This is a genomic window from Kitasatospora sp. NPDC088160 (assembly GCF_044741445.1).
Taxonomy (GTDB): domain Bacteria; phylum Actinomycetota; class Actinomycetes; order Streptomycetales; family Streptomycetaceae; genus Kitasatospora.
In genome coordinates, this window is record NZ_JBIUSS010000011.1 from 262,346 (window position 1) to 287,765 (window position 25,420).

26 protein-coding genes and 1 tRNA gene are annotated in these 25,420 nt (G+C 71.5%); 13 read left to right on the forward strand and 14 right to left on the reverse strand.

Going from position 1 to position 25,420, the window contains the following annotated elements:
• Positions 1–237: 237 nt before the first annotated feature.
• Positions 238–561, forward strand: a complete 324-nt coding sequence (locus ACIOGZ_RS19465) for a hypothetical protein (protein ID WP_363589160.1) — start codon at positions 238–240, stop codon at positions 559–561.
• A gap of 203 nt (positions 562–764) precedes the next feature.
• On the opposite strand, the gene ACIOGZ_RS19470 is transcribed toward ACIOGZ_RS19465, so the two are convergent.
• Positions 765–1,817, reverse strand: coding sequence for an alpha/beta hydrolase (locus ACIOGZ_RS19470; RefSeq protein ID WP_400986560.1), 1,053 nt, complete (start codon positions 1,815–1,817; stop codon positions 765–767).
• Between the two features lie 114 nt (positions 1,818–1,931).
• Here ACIOGZ_RS19470 and ACIOGZ_RS19475 point away from each other — a divergent pair, with 114 nt between their 5' ends.
• Positions 1,932–2,567: a TetR/AcrR family transcriptional regulator gene (locus tag ACIOGZ_RS19475; protein ID WP_400986561.1), complete on the forward strand. Its 636-nt coding sequence runs from the start codon at positions 1,932–1,934 to the stop codon at positions 2,565–2,567.
• A 445-nt stretch (positions 2,568–3,012) separates the two neighbouring features.
• On the opposite strand, the gene ACIOGZ_RS19480 is transcribed toward ACIOGZ_RS19475, so the two are convergent.
• The gene (locus tag ACIOGZ_RS19480) at positions 3,013–4,266 is read right to left on the reverse strand and encodes a serine hydrolase (protein WP_400986562.1); all 1,254 of its coding nucleotides are present in this window, start codon (positions 4,264–4,266) and stop codon (positions 3,013–3,015) included.
• An 830-nt stretch (positions 4,267–5,096) separates the two neighbouring features.
• Between ACIOGZ_RS19480 and ACIOGZ_RS19485 the strand changes: the two genes are divergently transcribed.
• Positions 5,097–6,332 carry a hypothetical protein gene (locus ACIOGZ_RS19485; protein ID WP_363589152.1) on the forward strand — a complete coding sequence of 412 codons (1,236 nt, stop codon included), beginning with the start codon at positions 5,097–5,099 and terminating at the stop codon, positions 6,330–6,332.
• 781 nt (positions 6,333–7,113) lie between these two features.
• Here ACIOGZ_RS19485 and ACIOGZ_RS19490 read toward each other — a convergent pair.
• Both ACIOGZ_RS19490 and ACIOGZ_RS19495 read right to left on the reverse strand, forming a co-directional pair.
• Positions 7,114–7,524, reverse strand: coding sequence for a hypothetical protein (locus ACIOGZ_RS19490; RefSeq protein WP_363589150.1), 411 nt, complete (start codon positions 7,522–7,524; stop codon positions 7,114–7,116).
• Positions 7,525–7,984: 460 nt separating this feature from the next.
• On the reverse strand, positions 7,985–8,731 hold the full coding sequence (locus tag ACIOGZ_RS19495) for a hypothetical protein (RefSeq protein ID WP_400986563.1): 747 nt from the start codon (positions 8,729–8,731) through the stop codon (positions 7,985–7,987).
• Positions 8,732–9,236: 505 nt separating this feature from the next.
• Between ACIOGZ_RS19495 and ACIOGZ_RS19500 the strand changes: the two genes are divergently transcribed.
• Positions 9,237–10,220 carry a hypothetical protein gene (locus ACIOGZ_RS19500; protein ID WP_400986565.1) on the forward strand — a complete coding sequence of 328 codons (984 nt, stop codon included), beginning with the start codon at positions 9,237–9,239 and terminating at the stop codon, positions 10,218–10,220.
• Between the two features lie 424 nt (positions 10,221–10,644).
• Here the strand turns inward: ACIOGZ_RS19500 and ACIOGZ_RS19505 are convergent, their stop codons facing one another.
• The gene (locus tag ACIOGZ_RS19505) at positions 10,645–11,469 is read right to left on the reverse strand and encodes an alpha/beta hydrolase (protein WP_363589144.1); all 825 of its coding nucleotides are present in this window, start codon (positions 11,467–11,469) and stop codon (positions 10,645–10,647) included.
• Between the two features lie 287 nt (positions 11,470–11,756).
• Positions 11,757–12,560, reverse strand: coding sequence for an alpha/beta hydrolase (locus ACIOGZ_RS19510; RefSeq protein WP_400807353.1), 804 nt, complete (start codon positions 12,558–12,560; stop codon positions 11,757–11,759).
• A gap of 140 nt (positions 12,561–12,700) precedes the next feature.
• On the opposite strand from ACIOGZ_RS19510, the gene ACIOGZ_RS19515 reads away from it, so the two are divergent.
• Positions 12,701–13,372 (forward strand): TetR/AcrR family transcriptional regulator, encoded by a 672-nt coding sequence (locus tag ACIOGZ_RS19515; protein ID WP_400986567.1) that lies wholly within the window; start codon positions 12,701–12,703, stop codon positions 13,370–13,372.
• A 241-nt stretch (positions 13,373–13,613) separates the two neighbouring features.
• Here ACIOGZ_RS19515 and ACIOGZ_RS19520 read toward each other — a convergent pair.
• The 4 genes from ACIOGZ_RS19520 to ACIOGZ_RS19535 form a co-directional block, all read right to left on the reverse strand.
• Positions 13,614–13,697, reverse strand: a tRNA-Leu gene (locus ACIOGZ_RS19520).
• A gap of 62 nt (positions 13,698–13,759) precedes the next feature.
• Positions 13,760–15,088, reverse strand: coding sequence for a hypothetical protein (locus tag ACIOGZ_RS19525; protein WP_400807350.1), 1,329 nt, complete (start codon positions 15,086–15,088; stop codon positions 13,760–13,762).
• A 146-nt stretch (positions 15,089–15,234) separates the two neighbouring features.
• The gene (locus ACIOGZ_RS19530; protein ID WP_400807347.1) at positions 15,235–15,369 is read right to left on the reverse strand and encodes a DUF397 domain-containing protein; all 135 of its coding nucleotides are present in this window, start codon (positions 15,367–15,369) and stop codon (positions 15,235–15,237) included.
• Positions 15,329–16,333 (reverse strand): helix-turn-helix domain-containing protein, encoded by a 1,005-nt coding sequence (locus tag ACIOGZ_RS19535; RefSeq protein ID WP_400807345.1) that lies wholly within the window; start codon positions 16,331–16,333, stop codon positions 15,329–15,331. The genes ACIOGZ_RS19530 and ACIOGZ_RS19535 overlap by 41 nt, the downstream gene beginning before the upstream one ends.
• Positions 16,334–16,442: 109 nt before the next feature.
• Between ACIOGZ_RS19535 and ACIOGZ_RS19540 the strand changes: the two genes are divergently transcribed.
• The 6 genes from ACIOGZ_RS19540 (at position 16,443) to ACIOGZ_RS19565 (ending at position 20,424) form a co-directional block, all read left to right on the forward strand.
• Positions 16,443–16,892: an ATP-binding protein gene (locus tag ACIOGZ_RS19540; RefSeq protein WP_400843983.1), complete on the forward strand. Its 450-nt coding sequence runs from the start codon at positions 16,443–16,445 to the stop codon at positions 16,890–16,892.
• A 13-nt stretch (positions 16,893–16,905) separates the two neighbouring features.
• The gene (locus ACIOGZ_RS19545) at positions 16,906–17,466 is read left to right on the forward strand and encodes a hypothetical protein (protein ID WP_400843980.1); all 561 of its coding nucleotides are present in this window, start codon (positions 16,906–16,908) and stop codon (positions 17,464–17,466) included.
• A 147-nt stretch (positions 17,467–17,613) separates the two neighbouring features.
• Positions 17,614–17,889: a putative ATP-grasp-modified RiPP gene (tgmA, locus tag ACIOGZ_RS19550; protein WP_363588642.1), complete on the forward strand. Its 276-nt coding sequence runs from the start codon at positions 17,614–17,616 to the stop codon at positions 17,887–17,889.
• Complete coding sequence (tgmB, locus tag ACIOGZ_RS19555) at positions 17,889–18,854, forward strand: ATP-grasp ribosomal peptide maturase (protein WP_363632537.1); 966 nt, start codon at positions 17,889–17,891, stop codon at positions 18,852–18,854. Before tgmA ends, tgmB begins: the two co-directional genes overlap by 1 nt.
• The gene (gene tgmC / locus ACIOGZ_RS19560; RefSeq protein ID WP_363588638.1) at positions 18,851–19,996 is read left to right on the forward strand and encodes an ATP-grasp peptide maturase system methyltransferase; all 1,146 of its coding nucleotides are present in this window, start codon (positions 18,851–18,853) and stop codon (positions 19,994–19,996) included. The genes tgmB and tgmC overlap by 4 nt, the downstream gene beginning before the upstream one ends.
• A gap of 170 nt (positions 19,997–20,166) precedes the next feature.
• Positions 20,167–20,424 (forward strand): hypothetical protein, encoded by a 258-nt coding sequence (locus ACIOGZ_RS19565; protein ID WP_363588636.1) that lies wholly within the window; start codon positions 20,167–20,169, stop codon positions 20,422–20,424.
• Here ACIOGZ_RS19565 and ACIOGZ_RS19570 read toward each other — a convergent pair.
• Positions 20,408–20,869, reverse strand: a complete 462-nt coding sequence (locus tag ACIOGZ_RS19570) for a nuclear transport factor 2 family protein (protein WP_363588635.1) — start codon at positions 20,867–20,869, stop codon at positions 20,408–20,410. The two genes, ACIOGZ_RS19565 and ACIOGZ_RS19570, sit on opposite strands and share 17 nt — an antisense overlap.
• A 288-nt stretch (positions 20,870–21,157) precedes the next feature.
• Here ACIOGZ_RS19570 and ACIOGZ_RS19575 point away from each other — a divergent pair, with 288 nt between their 5' ends.
• Positions 21,158–21,676 (forward strand): hypothetical protein, encoded by a 519-nt coding sequence (locus ACIOGZ_RS19575; protein ID WP_363588633.1) that lies wholly within the window; start codon positions 21,158–21,160, stop codon positions 21,674–21,676.
• Between the two features lie 126 nt (positions 21,677–21,802).
• Here the strand turns inward: ACIOGZ_RS19575 and ACIOGZ_RS19580 are convergent, their stop codons facing one another.
• Positions 21,803–22,600: an SDR family oxidoreductase gene (locus tag ACIOGZ_RS19580; RefSeq protein WP_371519123.1), complete on the reverse strand. Its 798-nt coding sequence runs from the start codon at positions 22,598–22,600 to the stop codon at positions 21,803–21,805.
• 146 nt (positions 22,601–22,746) lie between these two features.
• Complete coding sequence (locus ACIOGZ_RS19585; protein WP_363618807.1) at positions 22,747–23,277, reverse strand: hypothetical protein; 531 nt, start codon at positions 23,275–23,277, stop codon at positions 22,747–22,749.
• A gap of 168 nt (positions 23,278–23,445) precedes the next feature.
• On the opposite strand from ACIOGZ_RS19585, the gene ACIOGZ_RS19590 reads away from it, so the two are divergent.
• Entirely contained in the window at positions 23,446–24,366 is a 921-nt protein-coding gene (locus tag ACIOGZ_RS19590; protein WP_400986569.1) for a sigma-70 family RNA polymerase sigma factor, read from the forward strand.
• A gap of 134 nt (positions 24,367–24,500) precedes the next feature.
• On the opposite strand, the gene ACIOGZ_RS19595 is transcribed toward ACIOGZ_RS19590, so the two are convergent.
• Positions 24,501–25,076, reverse strand: coding sequence for a nucleosidase (locus tag ACIOGZ_RS19595; protein ID WP_400986570.1), 576 nt, complete (start codon positions 25,074–25,076; stop codon positions 24,501–24,503).
• Between the last annotated feature and the right edge of the window lie 344 nt (positions 25,077–25,420).

Genomic DNA, 25,420 nt, shown 5'->3' on the forward strand with positions numbered 1-25,420 from the left:
GCCGCGGCGGGGGGGTCAGTTCCCCCGGGCGCCCCGCCCAAAACCCCCCCGCCCCCCCCGGCCGGCGCGGCGCCCGGCCCCCCCGGGGGGGTGGGGGGCCCCCCCGGCCTCCTCGGTTCGCTCCCGTCGTCACCGGGGCGGCGACAGCATGACGTGTTCATGCGAATGGGCCGATACGCAGGTGGATCGCAGGGGAACTGTCTGCGGAGTCCCGTCCCTCACCCAGGAGGTCCCCTCATGAAACGACTGCTCCTCGCCGCCGGCATGGCCACCGCCGTCCTGAGCCTGACCGGTGTCGGCGCCGCCGGCGCGGCCGACGGGGCCGACGGGGGCGTGCACGGCGCCCCGGGCAAGCGGGTCGGTGGAGTGATCCGGTGCGATGAGGTGAGCAGCGAGCCGCCGAACGTGTTCGGCCGCTCCTGCGACAGCACCACCTGGGGCCCGCTGAGCGACTTCGTCGTCATGGACCGGACGACGCGCGCGGCGTACCAGTGTCAGACCGGCTGGGCCGAGGGCTCCCTGTGGGTGAACGGCCAGAACTGCCGCCCCATCCCCGCCTGATCGGCGGTCGGCTCCGGGTGTCGGCGCGATCGACACCCAGTCGCCACTGTGGAACCAGAACGGCCGGTCGGCTGTCGAGTCGACCGACCGTTCTGGTGCGGCGAATCGGCACAATCCTTTGACCAGCAGCGATCCACCCGAGCGCCAGGCCAGCAGCGATCTACCCGAGCCCTGGGCCACCAGCGATCCACCCCCGCGCCGGATCAGCCGCCCAGGGCGTCCTTCAGCCAGGGGGCGATCACGGCCATCGCCTCGCCGAAGCGCGAGATGGCGCAGTGGCCGGTGTCCGGGATCAGTTCGACCCGGGTGTCCCGGCGCCCCTGGAACACCAGGGTGTCGTCCAGGGGGACGTGGACGTCCTCGGTGCCGTTGACCACCAGCATCGGCCCGTTGGCGTCCTGGTCCAGCAGCGGGCGCAGGTCGAAGGCCGCGAAGGCCTTTTCGAGCTCGGCCCCGCTCGGCATGGCGTCGAAGCCGAGGGCGTTGCCGACGATGCCGTCCATGCCGAAGGCGAAGCCGCGACCGGGAGCGAAGGAGCGCTCCACCGGGCCGCCGAGCACCACGGAGGCGTCCACCGATCCCGTCAGTCCGGTCCGGGCGGAGTAGTAGCCGCCCATCGAGATGCCGAAGTGGCCGACCTTCCCGTTGCCGGCCGCGCGGGCGAAGGAGACCAGTCCGGCGATCACCTCGGCCCCGCCGTCCGGGGTCATCGGCAGGTGGGCGGTCTCGCCGGTGCCGGGGAGGTCGAACAGCAGCAGCCGCGCCGGCAGGGTGAACGCGAGCTGCTCCCACATGCCGTGCAGGTCGGTCTTCCAGGAGTCCACGCCGCCGCTGGCCAGCACGACCGGCGCGTCGGCGGGCAGGCCGGGGGCGGCCATCAGGTGGATCGGCAGGGTGGCGTCGCCGCCGCGGTACGGGACGGTGAGCGTGCGGCGCTCGAACTCCACCGGAAAGCCGGGGGCGGCGAGGACGTACTGCTCGACCTGGCGGGCGAGCGCGGTGTGCTTCGGCTCGTCGGCGAGCGAGGGGAACTTGGCCCAGCCGTACGCCTGCGCGGCCAGGCGGTGGCGCCCGGCCTCGGCGTGCCGGGCGGCGAGGGCGGACCACTCGTACACCCAGCTGCCGGGCCGGTCGGGCCACATCTCGGTGACGGCGGCGCGGACCGCGTCCACCTCGTCGGTGGGGAGGCCGAGGGTCATCTGCGGGTAGCGCTCGACGAACAGGTCCTGCGGGTCCAGGGGCCAGGTGAAGGACATAGTGGTGCCTCCTGCTGCACTTAAAGCCGGAACGCTTGCATTAGTGACTATGCGCCCGGGCGGCGCCTAATGCAAGAACTCTTGCGTTAATGTGGTGGCCGAGGTGATCGACACATGACCGAAGAAGAGCCGGAGCTGACGCCGGAGCCGGAGCCGACGCCGGAGCCGATCCGCCGCCGCCCGGGCGGCCGTGCCGCGCGCGTCCGCCAGGCCGTCCTGGCCGCCGCCACGGAGGTGCTGGCCGAGGAGGGCATCGACCGGCTCAGCATCGCCGGGGTCGCGGCCCGCGCAGGGGTCAACGAGACCACGGTGTACCGGCGTTGGGGCAGTCGGGAGAAGCTCGTGCTGGACGCCCTGCTCACCGGCAGCAACGAAGGCGTCCCCGTCCCCGACACCGGAGCCGTCCGCACCGACCTGGCCGCCTTCGCCCGCGCGCTGGCCGAGTACCTCGCCACCCCGACCGGCCGTTCCGTCGCCCGGGCGGCCGCACTCAGCTCCGACGACCCCGACCTCGCCGAAGCCTGGCAGACCTTCTGGCAGTCCCGCCTCGACCAGGCCGGCGTCATCGTCAGCCGGGCCGTCGAACGCGGGGAACTCCCGACGGACACCGACACGGCCCTGGCACTGGAACTGCTCTGCGCCCCGCTCCAGACCCGCTCCCTGCTCGGCCACCGCCCGATCGAGTCGGATCTGCCGGAGCGCTTGACGGACATGGTGCTGGACGGCCTGCGGGGAGGAACCAAGGGCTGACCCTCAGCCCCCGGGAGCCGGCCCCGCCGGGGCAGCGCCATCGCCGAGGGCCCCACGAAACCACGAGGAGGCCCCCCGGGCCTCCGGACAGCGAAGAGGCCGGTCGATCCGACGTCATGTCGGCTCGACCGGCCTCTTCATGGTCCGACGACCTGTGACTCGTCCGCTGCCGCATGCGGATCGACCCATCGCTGAGCCGTGAGGTCCTGGGCGAGGTCCGGCCCGCGGTGAAGTCGACAGAGCGATCGTCAATCTCCAACGGCAGTGGATACGGCGGTTCGAGCGTGGCGCCCCGCAGTCCCGTACGCGGCGGTACGGCGAATGTCCAGGTCGGCAGGCGTGCCCCAAGTGAGGCCCTCAGCAGGAGCCGGGTGGCGGTTCGGCGGTGCCGCAGCGACCGTGGCTCACGCAAGGCCTCAAGGCCCGGGACAGGACAGGACAGGATTCAATCCTGTGAGGTCAGCAAGTCGAATGCACCTCGGATGATGGCCTGCCCTTTCAGCGCCATGGCGACCTTGTCAGGGGCTGTACCGGCGTCCGAGACCATCAGGCTGGTGACCAGAGTGCGGTCGTCGTTCGTGTGTGCCAGGTAGTTCAGCGTGATGACGCCGGGTTCGCTGCCGCCTTTGTACCAGACGGTCGGGAATCGGGACGGGGCCAGATTCAGTCCGTCGTCGTTAAGGGTGAGTGCGTGCTCGATCTCGGGCTGGTCGAACCGCCACAGCGCCGCGTAGGCGTTGCAGATGTCGATCGGTGAGGCGAACCATTCGATCTGGTCGATCTTCCTCGGCTGGGGCCAGGTCTCGCGAACATCGGGCAGGGGGAGTCGTTCAAGCTCCCGCAGCGCGGCGGAGCGGTGGTGTTCGGGCAGTGCCAGGTACTCGTCCGCGCGGGCCGGGTACTGGTTGGCCTTGAGTTGGAAGAACGCCTTGGTGGTCAGGCACGGAATGTTCGCTCGGGGCTGCTGGTGGCCGAACAGGTCCATTTGGTGCGCCACCGCGTCTTGGCCGAGCCGGTGGATGAGGTGGTCGGTCGCGGTGTTGTCACTGAGGGAGATCATGCAGTCGGCGGACTCGGCCATCGTGACCGCGGTGCCGGCCGGGTAGTCCTGCAGTCGGCCCGAGGGCAGGCTCTTGTGGTCATCGCGGATGACCAGCGATTCGTCCCAGGACGCTCGTTGTTCGCTGACGGCCTGCGCGAGCGCGCCCAGCACATACAGTTTGAACGCCGAGCCGATCGGCCGCTGGGTGTCGGCGCGTACACCGTGCACCAGCTCGCAGCGCCCATCCGGGCCGATCCGCGATGCGGCGAACGACACGCGGGCTCCCAACTCGGCCAGCATGTCGTCGACTTGGGTCCACGACGAGAGCGGCGCCTCGTCGGGAGTGAGGCTCACATCATTCACCAGGCCCGAGGGAGCCACACACACCCGTAGAAGGTAGTCGCCGTCACGGCCGCTGACCGCCGCCTGCACGTGATCCCGACCCGACTCGACGATCTTGTTCAGGGTGAGCGGACCCAGTTGGTGCAGCACTGCGTTGAAAGCGTTCGGACCGCCGCTGGCAGCCAGGAGTGGCGCAGCTATGTGGTCGTGGATCTCGGTGTCCGTCATCGGCACCCGGGCCGAGGCGTCCACAAGCCAGCCCACCTGGGCCTGGGCGGTCGGCGGTGGCGCGTCCGTACCGGGTGTTTCGATCATTTTTGCCCCTCCGCAGGGTAAGGGCCGAGGGAGGCGGTCCCGCTCTCGGCGATCGATTCAACTCTGGTTCTGCGAACCATACTTGTTCACGCGAGACCACGGGTTCCGGGAACCTGCTGGTGGATGGTCCCCACCTCGTCGACGTCGAAGACGAGCCCCTGGCCGCCGGGCCGGTGCATCGCCAGGCCGGGCCGGGTTGCCGCCGATGTTGCCGATCTTCATATCAGCCCGCTGTCCGCGAGTGTCACACGCTTGTCGTCCCACCCCGATCACCCGGTGACGCCGTCGATTCCCGGCGCAGGGTGGTTCTTCCGGAAACGCTCCCTTCGACAGCGCCCCCTCCGACAAGGTCCCCTCCCGGGAATTCGCCGACCGCGCTGTCCTGCGCAGCAGAGGGTTATCTGATCTTCGTCAGCGTCGATGTCGCGGGGAAGGGCGTGGCGGCCCGGAGGTTCACCGTCTTCAACGTGTCGCCGATGAGCGTCCACTGGAAAGCGATCGAGGACATCACCTACCCCGGCAGGCTCCGCGACGACCTCCAGCGATTCGGCCGCGCCCCCTTCCGCTTCGCCCGGCCCCTGTCACCGCTCACCTGCCAACACCCGTCCCTCACCGGCCCAGGCACGTCGGCCTCACGGTTGGACGGCCGCCCGAAGACCCGGACGCAGCAGGGGAATGGGCGTTCGGTCGATGCCGCTGCGTCATCCGGGTGGACGGCGGGCGGTGTTCGGATCTCGGTGTGCCGCGGCGCGGGCTCCCTGGAGGTAGGGATGGTCTGCGCTGCCGGGTGGCAGCGGTTCGAAGAACCATGAACGGAGTGCTGGCCACAGATGATCAGGAAGCGCAAGGAACGGACCGGTGGCATGATCGCGCTGCCGCAGGCACCCGCCGTCTGCCCCGCAGGCGGGCTGTCGAAGAACGGACAGCGGGGGTGGGTGCGGGTCGGTGCCGCGCTGTCGCTGGGCGGCGTGCTGACCGCCGGGGCGATCGCGCCGACGCCCGCCCAGGCGACACCCCGGCAGAACCAGCAGGTCACCGACTTCTCGACGCCGGGTGACAGCTCGTACGTGATCACGCCGAACGTCACCTCCCTGCAGATCGAGGCATGGGGCGCGGGTGGCGGCGGCGCGGGCGGCGGCGGCGGGGCCGGTGGCGGCGGAGGAGGAGGCGGGGGTGGTACCGGCCTGTCCATCACCACCCGCACCGACGGCGGCGACGGGGGCCGCGGCGGCAATGCCGGGGGCGGCGGCGGGGGTGGGGCCGGCGGGGGCGGCGCCTACACCAAGTGCGTGTTCCCGCTGGACGAGACCCAGCCCCTCACCGTGACGGTGCACGTCGGATCCGGGCGGGTCGCCGCACGTGACGGCGCCGGCGGCCCCGGTGGGACGGGAGGCACCGGGGGGACAGAGGGAACCAACAACCTCGGCGTCAACGGCGGCAACGGCACTACCGGCGCCGGCGGCACGCAAGGCGTCTTCGGCGGGGACGGCGGCGAGTCACGCGTGTTCTTCCGGGGAGGTGTTCCGCCTCACACCCTGGAACTGGCGTTCGCCGGCCCTGGCGGCGGCGGCCACCAGGGCACCGGAGGGCGGCCCGGCGGCGCGGGCGGCGGCGGTGGTGGAGGCAGCATCCTGACCAGTTCGAACGGCACACCCGGCGCGAGCGGCGCCAACGGCAACGGTGGGACGGGCGGGACGGGCGGAGCACCCGCCACCCGGCCGGGAGCAGTGTGCCCCGAGGGTTCCGCGACGACGTTCTTCGGCGGCACCGCCGGTGGCGGCGGCACGGACGGCACGGGCGGAAACAACAGGGTGACAACCGGCGCGGGCGGGCCGGGCAGCACGGCCGGCGGGGTGCCGACCGGCCCCGCCGCTCCGGTACCGGGAGTCGGTATCGGCGGTAACGGCGGCACCGGCGGGACCGGCACCACCGGTGGATCAGCAGGTGCCGGTGGAACCTCCGGCATCGACCCCACAAAGGGTGGCGCCGCCGCGGCCGCCGGTGCGGGCGTGGCAGGCGCGGCGGGCGGCAACGGCTTCGTCAGGATCACCGCGATCCTGAGCTAGGACCGCGACAGGCCCACCGGTCCCGCACCGCGACGATCGCGCCGCGATGCGGACCCGGTTCCGGCACCCCGGGGTGTGGGCGGTCGTGTTCAGCACGACCGCCCACACCCGCGCACCAGGCCCCCGGGCGGGAGATGTCTTTCAATTCAGCAACCCTCGGCCCGCACACGGAACCTTTCGCGCACAACCCGCTCCCGAGGACGCGTCCGCCAGCCCGCGCTGTCGCTCACTCACGAACTCGGCCACGCCGCAGAGCGTGGGGGCAGGCGCACGGGGACGGCAGGCATCCGCTCGTGCCACCAACGGCCCAAACCCCATGACCCGCGTCCCCTGTATGGCCGGGGGCGCGTACCCGCGCCCCGGCCGGCTCGTTGAAACGCAGGTGAGCACAGCACTGCCGCCAGCGGGCCGTCACCGCCCCGCGCCGGCACCCGGCCGGTACGACGCGACCGGGAAGTCGATCACCGCCGGCGCACAGCCTGCGGCCGAAACGGCCCTGGCCCCGTCCTGCGAACCGATCTACGCGGAGCTGGCCGCCGCGTGGCGGGCGATGGACAGGACGGTGCCCGGCCAGCCCGACCCGCTCTGGGACACCCTGGTGGCGAGCGGTACGGGACGACACTCACGGGGGTGGTATCCACGTCCGTCGGCAGCGTGACCTGCGAGGCCACTACGGCTTGACGCGGGTTGTGCGTGCACGGTGCCCTGGCCGCGGCAGTGCCGTTCCCGGGTCGTGCGGTCGAAAGACCCCTGCTGACGACGCGTGATCGAGCCGGTCTCGTCAGAGGAGCTCAACAGGGCTGGTGACCGTGGTGGGGGTGTAACCGGCTCCCTGGATCTTGACTGAGGCGGTTCCCGCCCCGACCACCCAGCTACCGGTGCCCCCGTTCGGGTTCACGGAGATGACCACCGTCTTCGGCTGACCGGTGCAGGTGTACTTGGTGGCGAAGTTGGAACCAGTTGCGCCGCTCGGCTGCGTCAACGAGGCCACGATGCGCAGCTTCCCCACCGACACCGAGCAGTTGTAGGTGAACCCCACGCCGGCAGCGTTCCCCACATAAGTGACGAGGGGAAAGATATCGATGGTGACCGGGAACGGGGTCGCGGCCGCGGCCTGAGCCGTGGGAGCGCAGAGTCCCGCGAAAGCGAGGGCGCCGGCCATCAAACCGGTGGCAGTCTTCAGCGATCCCATAGTGATCTCCATCTCTGTGCATGCTTCCTGGAGTCTCACGCTAGGACTCGGCCAGACACAGCTGCCCGCCGAACTGCTCCATTCGGCCTTGATCCCCTGGGCGTTGAAGCTGAGAGGTCGCGCAGCCTGCCGGCCACCGCCGGCCACCCCGACACGCACCTCGGGGCCGCCACGCTGATGATCCTGCACCACGGCGCGACGAACCGCAGCCGTTTCACCGCGCCCCAGGCCGTGCGTAGCGCACTGTCCGCGGCGGTGGCCCACGTGCTGGAGCAGGCCGCTCCGGGAGCCGCTGCGCCCTGACGGGGGTGGTGCGGGGTGGCTGTGGCGGCGTGGTCCGGTGTTCGTCGCGGGTGGTGGTGCGGCCCGGGAACCTGGGGTTCCCGGGCCGCGTGTTCCGTCGGCATCCGGCATCCGGTGTTCGGCCGTGGGTCGTCCTGGCCGGTGCCGTGTTCCGGGCTTACCTGGTGCCGTTGCTCCGGCGCTTGCGGGTCTGGACGAACCAGGTCAGCAGTGCCCCCACGGCCAGGAGCCAGCCTCCGGCGATGCCGGCGGTCCGCACCTGGGTGCCGGCGTGGGCGAGGGCGATCCCGCCGTTGGGGTGGTCGCCCCAGCCGCCGTGGCCGCCCAGGTTGTGGCCGTCGCAGCCGCCGTGGTCCTGGTCCTCGCAGGGGGTGGCGACGATGGTGACGGTGTTGCTGGTCGCCGTCACCGGGGTGCCGTCGGGGGTGGTGCCGGTGACGGTAGAGGTGTCGGTGATCTTCCCGGCCTGCACGTCGGACTCGGCGGTGGAGTACGTCGCGGTGCAGGTCGTGGACGCGCCCGGGGCCAGGGCGGTCACCGGGCAGGAGACGGCCGGCGTGCCCGGGCCGGAGTCCGTCACGGCGAGCGAACTGATCGTCGTGTCACCGGTGTTGGTGACGGTGAAGGTGTAGTGCAGGGCCTGTCCGGCGGCGGAGAACGAGGTCTCCTGGACGGCCTTGACGATCTTCAGCCCGGCGAAGGGCACGGTCACCTTGTTGCTGGTGGAGGTGATGTTCTGGCCACTGGGGGTGGTGCCGGCGACCTGGCCCTGGTCGGGCACGTTCTGGGCGGCGACGTCCGCCGCCGTCGTGACGTACGTGGCCTGGCAGATGGTGGACTGGCCGGGCGCGAGCTGGTTGGTTCCGCAGCCCGAGACGGTGACGCCGGGCGTCAGGTCGGTCACCGTCACGTTGGTCAGTGCGATCTGGGCAGAGGCGTCGGCGGACAGGTCAGCGCCCGGGTCCCGGACCTCTCGCCCGCGCCGTTCGCGGGCGAGGCGGCGGCGGGCCTGACGGACGCCGTGTCCCGTGTCGGGGAGGAGGCCAGTGCCGCGCCTCCTCCCCAGCCCGCCGTCATGCCGATGACCGCCAGCCCGATCGCCGCGGCGAGAGCGCCGCGCGATGGGCCGCGTCTGATCCCTGCCATACCGCCTCCGTTCCAGTCGGGCGTGATCACTGGAGGGCCCCACGCCACAGCATTCCAATGACACTGAGTGCCCACATGAACACTCCAAGTGGCGTGGCATGGGTCGGCTCGCGCGGGCGATCCGCACCCGAACCAGTCGGCGGCGGCCTGATGTCGGCCACCTGGCCCCGTCGCGGCCCCCTCGCGTGGCGCCCGTGCTCCGGCGGCCCGCAGCCTGATAGCGCCAAGGCAGCCCCCGCGCCACCTTCCGGAAGGACTCCCGCATGAGCGCACTGACCAGGTTCGAGACGCCCGAACCGAACGAGGACGCACTCGTGGCCGAGATGATCGAGGCCATGAACCGGCAGCAGGAGAAGGACTACCCGCCCGGCGCCACAGGCCGGGCCGCCCACGCCAAGCACACCGGGCTCGTGAAGATCACCTTCGCGGTCGAGCCCGACCTGCCGGCCAACCTGCGCGTCGGCGTGTTCGCCCGGCCGCACACCTACGAGGGGTGGCTGCGCTTCTCCAGCGGCAACGGCAAACCGCAGTCCGACGACGTCAAGGACCTGCGCGGCGCCGCCATCAAACTGCACGACGTGCCCGGCGAACGCATCCCCGAGAGCGACGAGCCCACCACCCAGGACTTCATCCTGCTCAACACCCCCGCCATCCCGCTCGGCACCGTCAAGCTGTTCCACGACGTCATCACCCTCGAACCGGCCAAGTTCGCCGCCAAGATGCTCACCAGCCACCCGCACGTCCTCGCCGGCCTGGCCAAGGCGGTCATCACCCCCACCTCACCCGCCGACATCCACTACTGGAGCAACACCGCCTCGCTGCTCGGCCCCGACCAGGTCGTCAAGTACGTCCTCGTGCCGACCTCGACGTACACCAGCCCGGGGCGCGAGAAGCACCAGGACCACTACCTCGGCGACCACCTCCAGGAGCACCTCACCCAGACTGACGCCACCTTCGACTTCACGGTCCAACTGCGCACCGACCCCGACACCATGCCCGTCGAGGACATCGCCGTCGCATGGGGCACGGACCAGGCCCCGCTGGTGAAGGTCGCCACCGTCACCATCCCCCGGCAGGAGTTCCGCACCGCCGCCCGCAACCAGCTCGCCGAGGAACTCACCTTCAGCATCGCCCACGCACTCCAGGACCACCGGCCGATCGGCGCCGTCGCCCGCGCCCGCATCCGCATCTACGGCCAGATGGCCACCTGGCGCCACCAGCGCGACCAGCGCACCAAGACCACCTGACCCACGACCAGCGCAGCCACGCCCGGCGGCAGCCACGGTGACCGCACGCCCGCCAGGCCGGCCGACACCACATCTCCGACTCGATGCGCAGAGCATCGGCACGACACGCAGCCTCACGGGCAGGGCCGCGTCCGCCATGTCCCCCTCGCTCACCGCTACTCCCTTGCTGGTCCCTCTACATGGGATAGAGGGACCAGCAAGGGAACACCTCGCAGCTCTGCCTGCGGCGACTGCCTCGACCTGCCCGCTGCCCCGGCGCTCGTGGCCGAGAACACGTGGGCCGGGGCCCACGCCCGTTACACCGCCGCCCCACTCCTGAGCGCCCACTCGGCGCGACGGCCGGGCCGCCCGCCCGTTATGACCTCGACAAGCCGAACGGCCCGCCGGATGAGGTGAATTCGACGGGCCGTCACGAAGTGTGAGGCTAGTGGGAGGTGGAGCGGGCGGCGTCCTCGATGAGGTGGGTGACGGCCGCGGGGTGGGAGATCATCGCGACGTGTGAGCTGTCGACCTCCACGGTGTGGGAGCCGGCGCGCTTGGCCTCGAAGCGCTCCACGTCCGCGCCCAGGGTCTTGTCCTGGGTGGCGATCATGGCCCACGAGGGGATCGTGTGCCAGGCGGCGGCGCTGGCGGTGGAGGCGAAGGTGGCGGCGGTGACGGGCCGCTGCTCGGCCGCCATGAGGTTGGTCTCGGAAGTGGGGACGTCGGCTGCGAAGACGTCGTGGAACCGGGCGGGATCGATGTACAGATCGGTCCCGCCGGTGCCGTCGGCGTTGGCGTACGGGACGGGCTTGAGCGCGGGCTGCAACTGCGCCTGAGTGGACCTCGCGGTCAGCGCGCCGAGGACCTCTCCCTTCTCGGGCATCAGCGCGGCGATGTAGACCAGTGCCTTGACCTGGGGGTTGCCGGCGGCGGCCTGGGTGATGACGGCGCCCCCGTAGGAGTGGCCGACGAGCACGACCGGCCCCTGGACGCTCTTGAGGACGCTGGTGAGGTACGCGGAGTCCTCGGGCAGTCCGCGCAGCGGGTTGGCGGGAGCGATGACGGTGTAGCCGTCGTGCTGGAGGCGCTTGGCCACGCCGTTCCAGCCGGAGGCGTCCGCGAACGCGCCGTGCTCCAGCACGACGGTCGGCTTCGCCTTGGCCGGGCCCGAGTCGGCCGACGCGAGGGGGGTCAGGGTGGCCCCGAGAAGGGCTGCCCCGACTGCTGCGAGGGCCACGGTACGTACACGGACACGGCGATTACGCATGATGTTCCTTAGGGAGGAGATGACCTGGCCGGGAAGGCGGCCGGGCGTAGGGGGAAAACGGTGGGTGCGCAGCGTGGCGCGCACCGCCGTCGGTCAACGGAAGCGGCTACTCGACGGCCGGAGGGGCCGGGATGTTGCCGTGGGCCGGCTTGGAGTGCGGGCGGCAGGCGTGGGTCCGCTCGACCGACCCCGGGAGGCGGTCCGGCGGTTCGACGCGTGGCGTCACCTTGATGCCGTTGCCCGTGGCACGCGGGGCAGGGCGCCGCACCTGGGGGTGGGCCGGCTGTTCAGCCGATGTGGTGCTGGTCGAGCCAGGTGAGGGTGTGGTCGGCGAGTTCGGTCCAGCCGTGGTCGACGGTGAGGGAGTGGCCGCGGTCGTCGAAGCGGTGGTAGTCGGTGACGGCGGGGGACTTGCGGTACTGCTTGTGGGTGGAGCGGGTCAGCACGTCGGGCACGGTGTGGTCGAGCTTGCCGGACAGGAGGAGGAGCGGTCCGCGGCTCTCGTTGCGGGTGTCGACCTTGGCGGGGGAGTGCGGGGCGAAGTTGCTCAGGGCGAGTTGGAAGAGGGGGCGGGCGGGGCTGGGGATGGTCCATTCGTCGAAGAGCTGGTCGGATTCCTGCTGGGAGACGGCGTTGGCGAACGCGTAGCGGAACTGCTCGGGGTTGAGTGAGACGGCGCGCTTGGTGTTGCCGGGGTTGCGCAGGAAGGCGAAGGCGGACTTGGCCTGGGCGGGGCCGACGGCTTTGACGCCCTTGATCTGGCCGGGGCAGATCGCGACGGCGGCCTGGGCGAGGTTCTGGCCGAGGAGGTGTTGGGCGATGAAGCCGCCGACGGAGTGGCCGACGAGGACGGGCGGGGTGTCGAGGTCGCGGATGATGCGGGCGTGGTGGGCGGAGATCTCGGCGAGGCCGATTCCGCCCTGGGGGTCGGGGTTCCTACGGGCCTGGGCGACGGTGGCGGGGACGCCGGGCCATTCGGGGAGGATCGGTTCGTAGCCGGCGTCGCGGAACCGGTCGGCCCAGCCCTGCCAGCTCGTGGAGTGCAGCCAGAGGCCGTGGATGAACATGACCGGGGTGCGGTTGCTGGGCATGGCGGGGTCTCTCCTGGCGAAGGGGGGTTCGGGGGTCCGGGGTGGTGGCCGACCGGGGCACGGCGGTCCAGCCCGTGAAGTAGAAGAAGCGTTCTCTCTGCCAACTCAAGGTAGAACGTTCCTTCTGCTAGCGTCAAGTCATGACGACGAAGGACTCCAGTCCGCCGCGGGAGCGCATCCTGGCCGCGGCGATGCGGCTCTTCTACACGCAGGGCGTGCGCGGGGTGGGCATCGACCGGCTGATCCGGGAGTCGGCGGTCGCCAACGCGACGTTCTACCGGCACTTCCCGTCCAAGGACGAGGCGGTCCTCGCCTACGTCCGCGAGCACGACCGGGCGTTCCGCGAAGCCGCCGCGGCCACCGGGCGCTCCCCGCGGGAGACGGTCGAGGCCCTGTTCGCGGGGATCGCGGAGCAGTTCTGCGCACCGGGTTTCCGCGGCTGCCCGCTCATCAACGCCGCCGCCGACTACCCCGACCCGCACCATCCCGTCAGCCAGGCCATCCAGGAACACATGGACTGGTTCCGCGCGCGGTTGCTGGAACTCCTCACCGCCGTCGGCCACCCGGACCCGGAGGGCGCGGCCGACACGCTGCTGATCCTGCGCCACGGTGCGATGAACCACAGCCGCTTCACCACGCCCCAGGCCGCACGGAGCGCGCTGTCCGGGGCGGTGGCCGCCGTCCTGGAGCAGGCCCACGCGGGAGCCGACGCGCCCCGGACTGGCCTGCCTCGACGTCGACTGTCCTCAATGCCGCGACAGGAGGCAGCCGGCCGGTTCTCGGACGATGGGTCGCCGGTCGCGACCCGGTGATGTCCGTGACTGTCGAGTTGTTCAACCGGCCCGAGGTCACACGGGTGTTCGGTGATTTCGTGCGTGCTTCACCACACCACCACCTAACCCACCCCACCCCACAAACCCCACCTGACCAGCCAAAGCACCAACGGCCCCTCGCAACCAAGCGAGGGGCCGAACGCATGCATCGACAGCAAAACGGCCGGTCAACCCGACATACTGTCGAGTTGACCGGCCGCATTGGGTCGGTTGACCAATGTGCGCGAGGGGGGAGTTGAACCCCCACGCCCTTTCGGGCACTGGAACCTGAATCCAGCGCGTCTGCCTATTCCGCCACCCGCGCATCTGGGTGATGTGGAATAGCTTAGCCCATCCGCGGGGGTGCCCCGAACCAGGTGGGAGGCGTCAGCGGGCGAGCTGCTCGACGATCCAGTCGACCAGCACGCGGGAGACGTGGCTGTGCTCGGTGTTGGCGTCGTCGAACTTCACGGCGTCCAGGTGTGCGTTCTCCAGGGCGGCGTCGGTGATCGCGGCGGCCGGGTCGACGTCCCACTTCACCGGGTCGAAGTCCAGCGCCACCGCGCTGACGGCCGGGACGAAGGTGCCGCTGCGGTACTCCTCGGAGATCTTCGCCTTGAGGGCGGTCGCGACCTTGCCGAAGGAGTCCAGGGTGCCGCCGGGGACGGCGTCCAGCGCCGGGACCTCGGTGGTGGTGCTGCGGCGCACGGTGAGGGCGAGGTGCATGCCGCCGACCGGCTGCTTCTCGCCCTTGTTCGGCTGGAAGCGGGCCGTGGCACTGGCGAACAGGGCCTGCCAGTCAAACGCCACCTCGCCCGCCGGCAGCGGGAGGCCGACGCCGTCGCGCCGACCGTTGGAGACGCCGAGCTTGCGCGGGATCTGCGGGAAGTTGCCGACCCGGTCGAGGTCGGCGAGGAACTCCTTGCGCAGCCGGCTGGAGGTGGCCACCGGGCCCTCGTACTTCGAGTTCTCGACCCACGCCCAGAGCAGCTGTTGGGCGGCGGGGCTGCGGATCAGGTCGGCCTGCTTGACGCCGTCCGGGCCGGCCGGGGTGAAGCCCTCGAAGAAGTAGGCCATCTGCTGGAGGATCAGCGGGATCCAGGCGCCGTTGTGCGGGGAGTCGAAGGAGAGGTACGTCGCCGTCTCGTGGTCCACGGTTGCCGTCTCCAGCTTGGCGAGCGCGTAGCGGGTGATGATGCCGCCCATGCTCACCCCACCGACGGTCAGCCGCTCGTCGCCCTTGCGCTCGGCGATGGCCCGGAGGATGGCCGCGATCGCGACCTCGGCGTTGGCCTGGATGTGGGTGTGGCGCTCCGTGAAACCGACCAGGACGATGTCGTAGCCCGCACTGAGCAGTTGGTCGAAGAGGCCCGGCCCGCCGTCGGCGACGGTGTTGAAGTAGGCGAAGAGGCCAGGGAGGTCGCTCGGGCCGTAGTTGAAGCCGTCCGCGAAGAGGAACGGCTTGCGGAGGCCGAACTTCGGGTTGGCGTAGTAGACCGCCGCCTGCCCGGTCGCCGTCTGCCCCTCGTAGGGCGAGCCGGTCAGCTCCCACGTCACGTCGGCGGCGCGACCGGCGACCTCGCCCGACAGCGCGCTGGTGAACCAGACGCCGGGCGTGAGCGAGTTGGCGACCTCCGCCAACTCGGCCTTGCTGGGCTCCGCCTGGCCTTCACTGAGGGCCGTCGGCGCTACGTCGATACGGGGTTCTGGTGCCATGACTGCTACCGCCTCTGTTGGGTCGAACAGGGACCACTCGTGCACTGCGGGTGACTGTAACTGCACGGTTACGCACCGCATCGACAGAACACGCAGAGTGGTCGAAGTTGTTCGAGAGGGGTTGTCAGGCGATCGGAACTGACCGGTCAGGCAGGGAAGTCCCCGGCCCGGACGGAGGCGATGAAGGAGTCCCAGGAGGCGGCGGGGAAGACGAGGGCCGGGCCGTCGGGATCCTTGGAGTCACGGACGGGGATCACGTCGGGAAGGAACCCGGGGGCCACCTCGATGCACTCGCCCCCGTGATCCGCGCTGTAGCTGCTCTTCCGCCACCCGGTCACGCCGGGCTCGCTGCTCGTCATACCGATACCTCTCCATTGCGTCGGCGATCAGTGCACGAGAGTCGCCCACCGAGAGTACATCTCCGCGCAGAAAGTCAAGATCCCGCCGGTGCTCCGCAATGATTGACGGTGCATCACTGAAGTGCCCTCGATAGAGACTCTCCGAGTAGACCCACTCCTTCCCATCCGGCATCTGCAGCAGGAACACGGACGTAGCAGGAAGCCGGGTGCTCGGGAGATTGAAGGGCGCCACCTGAATGCTGATGTTCGGCCGCTCACCCAGGGCGAGAAGGTGCTCCATCTGCTTCCACATCACTCCGGGGCCGCCGTAGACACTGCGGATGGCGCTCTCATGGAGGACCACGAGCAACATCGGGCCATCGGACGCCAGGAATCGATCCTGCCTGCTCAGTCGCGCTGCGACTCGCTCAGCCACCAACTCCGGATTCTCACGGCCGCTTCCGTTCGAGAAGACCGCATGCGCGTACTCCTCGCACTGCAATAGGCCATTGATTCGGTGGTACTGAAATACCCGAATCGCCACGGCCTCCTCCTCCAGCTCCACGTACTTCTGGAACCAGTCAGGGTGCTCGATGTCCGCATGCCAGTCCACCCGCTCCCACAGCCGAACCAGCAGGCCCCCCATGGCGAGTGCAGCGTCAACTCTCTCCACGGTGTCCCGATCCATCGGCCGCCTGCCGCCCTCCCAGCGGGTGATCGCCGTCCGGTGACAGTGCAGGAGTCTGCCCAGGCCTTCCTGCGTGTAGCCAGCCTGCTCCCGTGCAAAACGAAGCGCTTCGCCGAACATCTCCGCCGGGCTAGACGTAGGTCCGCTCTCAAGACGCCGATGTGCCACGCGTTTCCCCCTCAGGTGCCACCGCTCTCTCCACACGGATTTGGTCGCCACCGTAACTCCGGCACCCCGATGATTGATACCTGAGAGCGATCTTTTGCGTGCATAGCGTTACGTCGCACTCCCTTCGCACGCCCCCATCCGCCCCCTGAGGTGCCCCGCCATGCTCAAAATCCGTACCGCGCCCCGCCCCCGAACGTTCGCCGCGCGCCTGGACTCGCGGACCGAATCCACCCCCGTCGCCCGGCAGTTGCTCCGCGCCTACCTCGCCGCCCTCCCCACCGGCGACCGCTACCGCGACACCGCCGAACTCCTCCTCGGCGAACTCTTCGCCAACGCCGTCCAGCACACCGACGCCCCCACCGACCGCCTCATCGAGATCCGCTTCGCCCTCGTCCGCGACCGCCTGCGCCTCGAAGTCCACGACGCCGGCACCGGCCGCCCCTCCCTCCACACCCCCACCCCCGAGGACGAACACGGACGCGGCGTCCTCCTCGTCAACGAACTCGCCGAGAAGTGGGGCTGCTGCCCCCGCGCCGGCGGGGTCGGCAAGTTCGTCTGGGCCCTGATCGCCCCCGCACCCTCCCCCACTTCCACCCTCCTCACCGTCTGAACAGGTGCCCACCATGCGACTCCCCCTCACCGCCCGCCACCTGTTCGACACCGGCTCCACCCCCGCCGACGCCTACGCCACCCTCGCGCGCCGCACCCGCGAGCCCCTGCGCTCAGCCCGCGCCGTCTGCACCGCCCTCGGCATCCCCGCCGCCGAAACCCAACGCCGCCTCGACGACTGCTTCGACGCCCTCCTCGCCAACCCCCGCCCCGGCACCGAGAACGACACCGGCGAACTCCTCGAAGCCCTCGGCGTCTTCGACATCCCCAAGACCCCCGACGACCGCGACCTCGCCGTCATCGAACTCTTCCTCACCGCCATCGACGCCCACGGCAGCATCCGCGCCGGCCACCAACACGGCCTCACCCGCTGGTTCACCACCGGCAACCTCACCACCGCCTACCTCTCCCTCACCGCCACCCAACCCCACCCCACCACCGGCGACCCCACCCACTACTGGACCACCCTCACCACCGCCGGCGAACTCCTCACCGCCACCCCCAACCCCGACCCCCGCCTCAAACCCGCCCTCACCCACTGCCGCACCCGCGCCAAGGCCGCCACGCCATGCTGACGCGCCGCCCCAACACCCTCGACCCGCCAGCGCGTTACAGGAGCATCGGGCGCCGAACGGGCCGATCTCCGCCGTCCGTCCCGGCGCGGCCCCGCAACCCACCGGACACACCGGACGGACACCGACACACCGAAACGGAGACGCCAGATGGCACACACCCTCGCCCCGCCGTGGGGCACGACCAGGATGCGCCCCTTCCCGGAGACCACCACGGTCCCCTCGGGCACCCCCGTCATCGACCCCGACACGCAGATCGCCGTGATCGTGGACGGCAGCGGCCGCACGGTCGAGTTCGGCGCTCACGGCACCAGCACCAGCGGCCTCACGCCCACCACGACCAGGCCCGGTGACGGGGCCGGACCGGGCGGGTCCACCGACTCGGACACCACCGAGTCCTACGACCAGGACCAGAGCGCCGGCTGATGACCCACCAACGCGGGTCGGTGCTGGTGCTGACCAACCCTCACGACGTGACCACCGACGTGGTCCTGCGCATCCTCGCGCAGCGCCGCGTTCGCGTGCTTCGCCTCGACCCCGGCACCGACCTGCACACGGGTGCCTCGCTGACCGCCGCGTACCGCACGGGCGGCCGGCGGGGCACCCTGCGCACCCCGAGCCGGGAACTCGACCTGACCCACGTGCGCTCGGTCTGGGTCCGACGTCCCTCCCCTTACGAGGGACCGCCCGAACTGCACGGCCAGGACCGGCGCTTCGCCGCCACGCAGTCCCTGTGGGGTGCCGGGGGCATCCTCGCCTCCCTTCCGGGGGCGCACTACGTCAACCACCCCTGGCACAATCGGGCCGCGGAGTACAAACCGGCGCAACTGGCCAGCGCGCAGCGGCTCGGGTTCACGCTCCCGGACACCCTGATCACGAACGACCCGGCGGAGGCGCGCGCCTTTGCTGCCCAGCACACCGGCGGGGTCGTCTACAAACCGCTGTGGAACACGTCGTACACCGTGAACGGAACGCCCCGGACGGTGTGGGTGCGGGAGGTGGAACCCCGCGAGATCACCGACGCGGTCGCCGTCTGCCCCCACCTGTTCCAGGCCACGGTGGTGAAGGCGTTCGACGCCCGGGTGACGGCCGTCGGCGACCGGCTGTTCGGGCTCCGGATCGCCAGCCCGGACCTCGACTGGCGGCGCCGGCAGAACCTGATGTCCTGCACGCCGGTCACGGTCCCCCCGCCCGTCGCGCGGTCCATCGCCGGCTACCTCGCCGACTTCCGCCTCGTGTACGGCGCATTCGACTTCGCCGTGACACCCGACGGCTCCTGGCAGTTCCTGGAGTGCAACCCGAACGGCCAATGGGCCTGGCAACCCGAGCAGGTGACGGACGCCATCGCCCAGGCCATCGCCAACCAGCTAGAGAAGGGACCCAACCCGTGAACCAGTCCACCGAGTTGCGCGCAGCCCTCGTCGACCGGCTCGCCTCGGACGGTGCGCTCACCGACCCGGCGTGGCGCGAGGCCGCCGAGGCCGTCCCACGCGAGGCCTTCGCGGGCGCCTACTTCGAGGCCGTACCGGGCAGTTCACCGACCGGCTACCGGGCGGTGCTCGACACCTCGCCCGGGTGGCTCGCCGGGATCTACACCGACCGGACGTTGATCACCCAGCTGGACGGCCGGACCCGCCCCCGCGACGTCGACGGCGCCCCGGTCCCCGGCTCGCCCACCTCCTCGTCCACCCTCCCCTCCCTCGTCCTGCGCATGTGGCACCAGCTCGACACCAGGGCCGGGCACCGTGTCCTGGAGGTCGGCACCGGCACCGGCTATTCGACCGCCCTCGGCGCGCACCGCCTCGGGGACACCCACCTCACCAGCATCGAATACGACCCGGTGGTGGCCGAGGCCGCCGCATCCGCGCTCAAGGCCACCGGCTACGCCCCCCGGCTGATCGTCGGCGACGGCCTTCGGGGAGACCCCGACGGCGGCGACTACGACCGGCTCATCGCCACCTGCGCGGTCCGCCACCTCCCCCTGCCCTGGCTGCACCAGGTGAAGCCCGGCGGCAAGATCCTCGTCACGCTCTCCGGCTGGAGCTACGCCTCCGGCCTCGCCCTGCTCACCGTCACCGGCCCCGGCAGCGCCACCGGCCGGTTCCTGCCCGGCCACACCAGCTTCATGATCGCCCGCCCGCACGACCGGCCGCCCCGCCCGAGCCTGGCCCTGCTGCCCGGCGCCGAGCGGCCGACCCGCATCGACCCCGCGGTCATCGGCACCTGGACCGGCAGCTGGATCGCCCAACTCGCCGCCCCCTCCGCCGAACGCATGGGCGCGGACGGCCACCAGATCCTCTCCGACGTAGCCACCGGCTCCCAGGCCCGGACCACGCCGGACCCCGACGGCGGCGGATGGACCGTGGTCCAACGCGGCCCACTGCCCCTCTGGGACCGGGTCGAACAGGCCGTCGAGACCTGGCGGGCAGCCGGCGAACCCCACCAGGAGGAGTTCGGCATCACCGTCTCCCCCTCCGGGCAGCGCGTCTGGATCGGCAGCGAGACCGGGCCGGGCTGGGACCTGCCGATCTGAACCCGGCCCCAGCAGCACGCTGACCAGCCCGCCACGCCGATCAGCCGGCGCCTGGCGGCCGACGGCGCCTCTACGATCCGAGGCACGTACCACCTGCGGCACGGATGCAGCAGTCCACTGCCGAAGTTGGCCGCTCCCGGAGACCAGCTGACTGTCCACCAGGAGCGGCCATGACCCTCACCGTGCCGTGGAACCCGACCGCGCTCGCCGAGTTGCGCGATTGCCTGGACCTGATGACCGCCGACACCACCGTCCCCGGCGGCGTCATCGCCCACGGCACCCACGACACCGAGCCCGGCTACCTGGCCTCCGGCGTCGTCGCCCCCGAGTGCGGCGACGCCCGACCGGGCCCGGACACGGTGTACGACGTGGCGTCGCTGACGAAGGTGCTGGCCACCTGGCCGCTGGGTTTCAGTGGCGGTCGCTGAGGCTGGTGACCAAGGCGGCCAGTCGGTCCATCGCGTGGGCCACACCGAGCCCGTCCATGTAGTCGCGGACGTGCACGATCCGGCCGTTGCGGACCCGGATCACCAGGAGGCCGGGAATGCTGAAGGTCCGGCCGGTTGTGGTCACGGTCCCGGTGACGACCTGCTCGACGGTGATCACCTCGGGGTCGGTGCTCTCGTGTACGGCGACTTCGCGGATCTCCTGCGGTTGCGCCGGGCTGGCACCCCAGGCCGCTCGGTAGCCCGCGCGGACCTCTTCGCGTCCCTCATAGCGCGCCGGCATACCGGGGGAGAGGAACGGGAACTCGTGGACGGCGTCGACCGTGTAGAGATCGGCCAGGTCGTCCGCGGACTTGTCGAGCATCGCCCGCTGGTAGCGGGCCAGGACCTCACGAGGGCCGGGGCTGGCGGAGGTTATATCCGACATGGCGCTTGGGCTCCGTTCGGTCACCACGCGGCCGAGCTCTTTCGGGCGATGGGCCGGGACTTCGGGTGTGCGGATGTGGCCATGGCCTCCAAGATCCGCTTGTGACACCCGACTTGGAGGCCCGCTTGACCGCACCTTACGTGAAGGTCGACGACGGGATCGGAGGAACATGATGGATGGGACGACCACCCCGGGCGGGCGCCGGGCGGGAACTCACTCGCGCGCGGGCATGTCGGGGTCTACTGGTGACCCAAGAACCTTTTTTCACCGATCAGTTGGGGGATCCCTGTGTTCCGCAGCAGCGAGCCGCGCAAGTTCCACATCCCCACCGACCGCGAGACCGCCGAGGAGTGGGGCGGGCGGATCGCCGTCCTGCGCGACGCGCCGCCCGAGTGGTTCGTCCTCCTCGGGCGGATGGGCAGCGACGGCTACCTCTGCCACGTCGATCTGAACTACCACCTGAAACGCGAGCTCATCGCGATCGTCCAGACCTCCCGGCCCGTCCCCGACGGCTTCCGGGTGAAGTCCCTGACCACCCCCGGATCACAGCTCTTCAACTTCCTCGGCAACTCCGGCCGCATCGACCCGCGCCACCACCTGGGCCCGCTCGACCCCGAATCCATCAGCGCCGGCGAGATCCGCCTGGACGGCGAGCCCGTCCCCGTCGAGATCCACCACAGCCACGGCTGCCGCAGCGCCCTGATCCCCCGCCTCCCCGGTCAGGAGGGCTACGTGATCGTCACCGCACCCGACGAGCACTGGACGTCCGTCCTCGATCTGCTCCTTCAGCCCCCGTCGGCGTTCTGACGCTGCCTCAACACATCACCCCAAGGTGGGGTTTGGCTCAATGAACCCCACCTTCCGTGCCGAGAAGCGAACGGGGTGGCGGCGCTGAGGGCTGCCACCCCGCCGACCTTTCGACACCCAGAGGGATTACGCGGGCGGGATCGGACCGAGGAAGGTGCCGCCGGAGGCGTCGATGGTCTGGCCGGTCACCCAGCGGCCCTGCGGGCCCGCCAGGAAGCCCACCACGTCCGCGACGTCCTCCGGCTGGCCGATCCGGCCGAGTGCGGTGATCGATTCGAGCCCGGCCATCGCCTCGGGGACGCCCGTCCACTGGGACGTCATGTCGGTGAGGATCACGCCGGGGTTGACGGTGTTCACGGTGATCCCGCGCCGGCCGAGCTCGTTGGCGAGCGGTGCGGCGAGGGCCACCAGCGCCGTCTTGCTGACGGTGTAGCCGATCTGCACCGGGGAGCCGATCCGGGTGGCCGCCGAGGCCACGTTGACGATCCGCCCGCCGTCCCGCAGCAGCGGAATCGCCCGCTGGATCACGAAGATCGGCGTGCGCACGTTGATCGCCATCAACCGGTCGAACTCCTCCTCCGTGAGCTGCCCGATCGACCCGGCCAGGTGGATGCCCGCGTTGTTGACCAGGATGTCCAGGCCTGCCCCGCCGTCCCCACCGGGCTCGCCGTGCTCCGCCAGCCCGGAGGCGAGGCCCTCGAACAGCTGGTCCAGCGCGCCGTTCTCGCCGAACCGGGCCCGCACCGCGAACGCCCGGCCGCCTGCCTTGGCGATCAGCTCCACGGTCTCCGCGGCGGCCGCCTCGTTGCCGCCGTAGTGGACCGCGACCAGCGCCCCGTCGGCGGCGAGCCGCTGTGCCACCGCCCGCCCGATCCCGCGCGAGCCGCCCGTCACCAGTGCCGTCCTGCCGTCCAGTTCGCCCACGATCGCCTCTTTCCTCGTGCCGCCCCCGGTCGGATCCGGGGCCGGTCTCCCGCCGTCACGACCCGATGCCGGACAACCCTTCATGTATGCCCGGGGCCGGATAGCTGATGCCACCCGCCCGCACGACCACCCGCACGACCACCCGCTCAGGCCCGGAACAACGGCTCGTACGCGCCGCCCTCCTCGGCGTTGAGCAGGACGTACGCGGGCCCGAGTCCGACCGCGACCTCCCGCAGCCGGGCCAACGCCGCTGCCACGCCCGGGACTTCGAGGCCGAGTGCGGCGGCGGCCGCGTCCCGCTCCGCGTACAGGCCGGGCTCGTCCTCCAGGTACTCCTCCGCGGCCTCCGCGCTCTCCTCCACCGTCAGCCGCGGGCAGTCCCGCCACCACGGCACGGCCAGCAGCAGCCGGACCAGCTCCGGCAGCCCGACGGCCAGCACCGCCGCGCCGCCCTCCGAGTCGGCGTACAGGACGGGACGCTCCTCGCCGCCCTCCCCGCACAGGAAGAAGGTGCCGCCCGCGCCGTCCTTGGCCACCGGCTCCAGGGCCTCGCCGGAGGCGAGCACCACCTCCTCGACGTGCGGGTAGTGGTCGAGGCTGAGGTCGCCCGGCCAGGCCAGGTAGTCGAGGGCGGCGGGGTTGGCGCGGATCGCGTCGAGCAGCGGGGTCGTCGGCATGGCGGCCAGCCTAGAACTCGGCGGTGACACCCACGACGGCAGCCGATCGGGGGTGTTCGCCAGCCCTCGTCTCCGACTCGCCCCGGGTGGGGAGTTGATCTCCACGGCGCAGCCGTTGTTGGGTGGCTCCTGTTGCTCTGACCCCCAGCGGCGAAGGAATGTGACACGGTGGACGAGAAATTACCTCCGGACGAGCGGGCCGCACTGTTCGAGGCGCAGCGGCCCCGGCTGCGGGCCGTGGCGTACCGGATGCTCGGCTCGGTGAGCGAGGCCGAGGAGGCCGTCCACGAGGCCTGGCTGCGCTACGACCGCACCGACGCCTCCGACGTGCAGAACCTCCCCGGCTGGCTGACCACGGTGGTCTCGCGGGTCTGCCTCAACCTGCTGCGCGGCCGGGAGCTGCGCCGCGAGGAGCCGCCGGAGGCCGAGGCCGGTGAGCCGGGCCCGACGCGCATCCCGGACCCGCTGCTGCGGCGCGAGGGCGTGGCCGACCCCGGGCAGGAGGTGCTGCTCGGGGACTCGGTGGGCCTGGCGCTGATGGTGGTACTGGAGTCGCTGGCCCCGGCCGAGCGGGTCGCCTTCGTGCTGCACGACCTGTTCGCGGTGCCGTTCGCCGAGATCGCCCCGCTGATCGAGCGGACGGCGGCCACGACCCACCAGCTGGCCGACCGGGCCCGCCGCCGGGTTCAGGACCAGGCACCGGCGCCCGACCCGGACCCGGGCCGTCAGCGGGCCGCCGTGGACGGCTTCTTCGCGGCCGCCCGCGCCGGCGACCTGGGCGCGCTGGTGGCCGTGCTCGCCCCGGGCGTGGTGCTGCGCTCGGACGGCGGCGCGGTGCGGTCCGGGCACCCGGTGGTGCTGGCGGGCGCGACCGCCGTGGCCGACCAGCCGGTGCTGTGGGGCGGGCTGTCGCCGTTCGCCCGCCCGGCGCTGGTCAACGGCGCCGCGGGCGCGGTGGCGATCGGCGAGGGCGGGCGGCCGCTGTCGGTCATGGCGTTCACCGTGGTGGACGGCGCGATCGCGGCGATCGAGGTGCTCACCGATCCGGAGCGGCTGGCGGCGCTGGACCTCTCGGCGTTCCGCGGCTGAAGGCGGCGGGCGACGGTCCGCGGCTGAACCTGGCGGGCGAGGTTCCGCGACTGAACGCGGGCGGGCGAGAGGGAGGCCGACCGCCCTCTCACCCGCCCGCGCCGGTCGGCGCCGCGCGTCCCCGGGACGCGCCGTCACCAGCCCTGCGCGACGACCCAGTCGGCGAGGTGGCGGGCGCAGGCGTCGACCGACTCGCGCCAGGTGTGGCTCGCGCCCTCGCCGGCCTCGTCGCTGACGTGCTTGACCAGGCGCACCGGCACCCCGAAGCGGTGGGCGACGGCGGCGACGGCGTAGCCCTCCATGTCGACCAGGTCGGCGTGCTCGGCGAGCCGGTCGCGGGCCGCCGGGTCGGAGACGAAGAGGTCGCCGGTGGCCAGCACCGGCCCGTCGCCCTTGCCGACCACCAGCGGGGCGCCGTAGCTGCGGCCGGTGAGCGCCAGCAGGGCCGGGGTGTCGAGGTCGTGCTGGATGACCTGGACGACGTGGTGGGTGCCCTCCCAGCCGGGGCGCAGCGCGCCGGCCGTGCCGAGGTTGATCACCTCGGACGGCTTCTCGCCCCGGGCGAGGACGGTGGCCAGCGCGGCGGTGGCGTTGATCTTCCCTATTCCGGTGAGCAGGACGGGCAGCCGGTCGTCGAGGTGGGCGGCTTCCTCGCGCACGGCGACGACGAGCAGCGGGCGGTCGGGCGTGATCGTTCCAAGCAGGCGCATGCCGCCCATCGTACGGAGGGTGTCCGCCGAAACCGGGTGCACCGACCGAGCCGGGGCCGGTGGCGTCACGGCGGGACCGCCCCCGCCGCCGGTCCTGGGGTCCGTCCTCGGCTCCCCGCGCGCCGACGCGGCAACCGGACCTCGCCGCTCCGGCCTGTCCGAGGAACCGCATAGGGTGCATCCCGCGTCGGACGGTTCACCGCCGGCCGCCGGGCGGCGGGGGCCCCGGAGGCGTGCGGGACCCGTGCGGGGCACGTGCGGGGCAAGCTCAAGATCGGCGCAATTCGGGTGTGGCCACGGGGAGTCACGGCCATACTGCTGGCATCGGCCGGGCCCCGGACAGC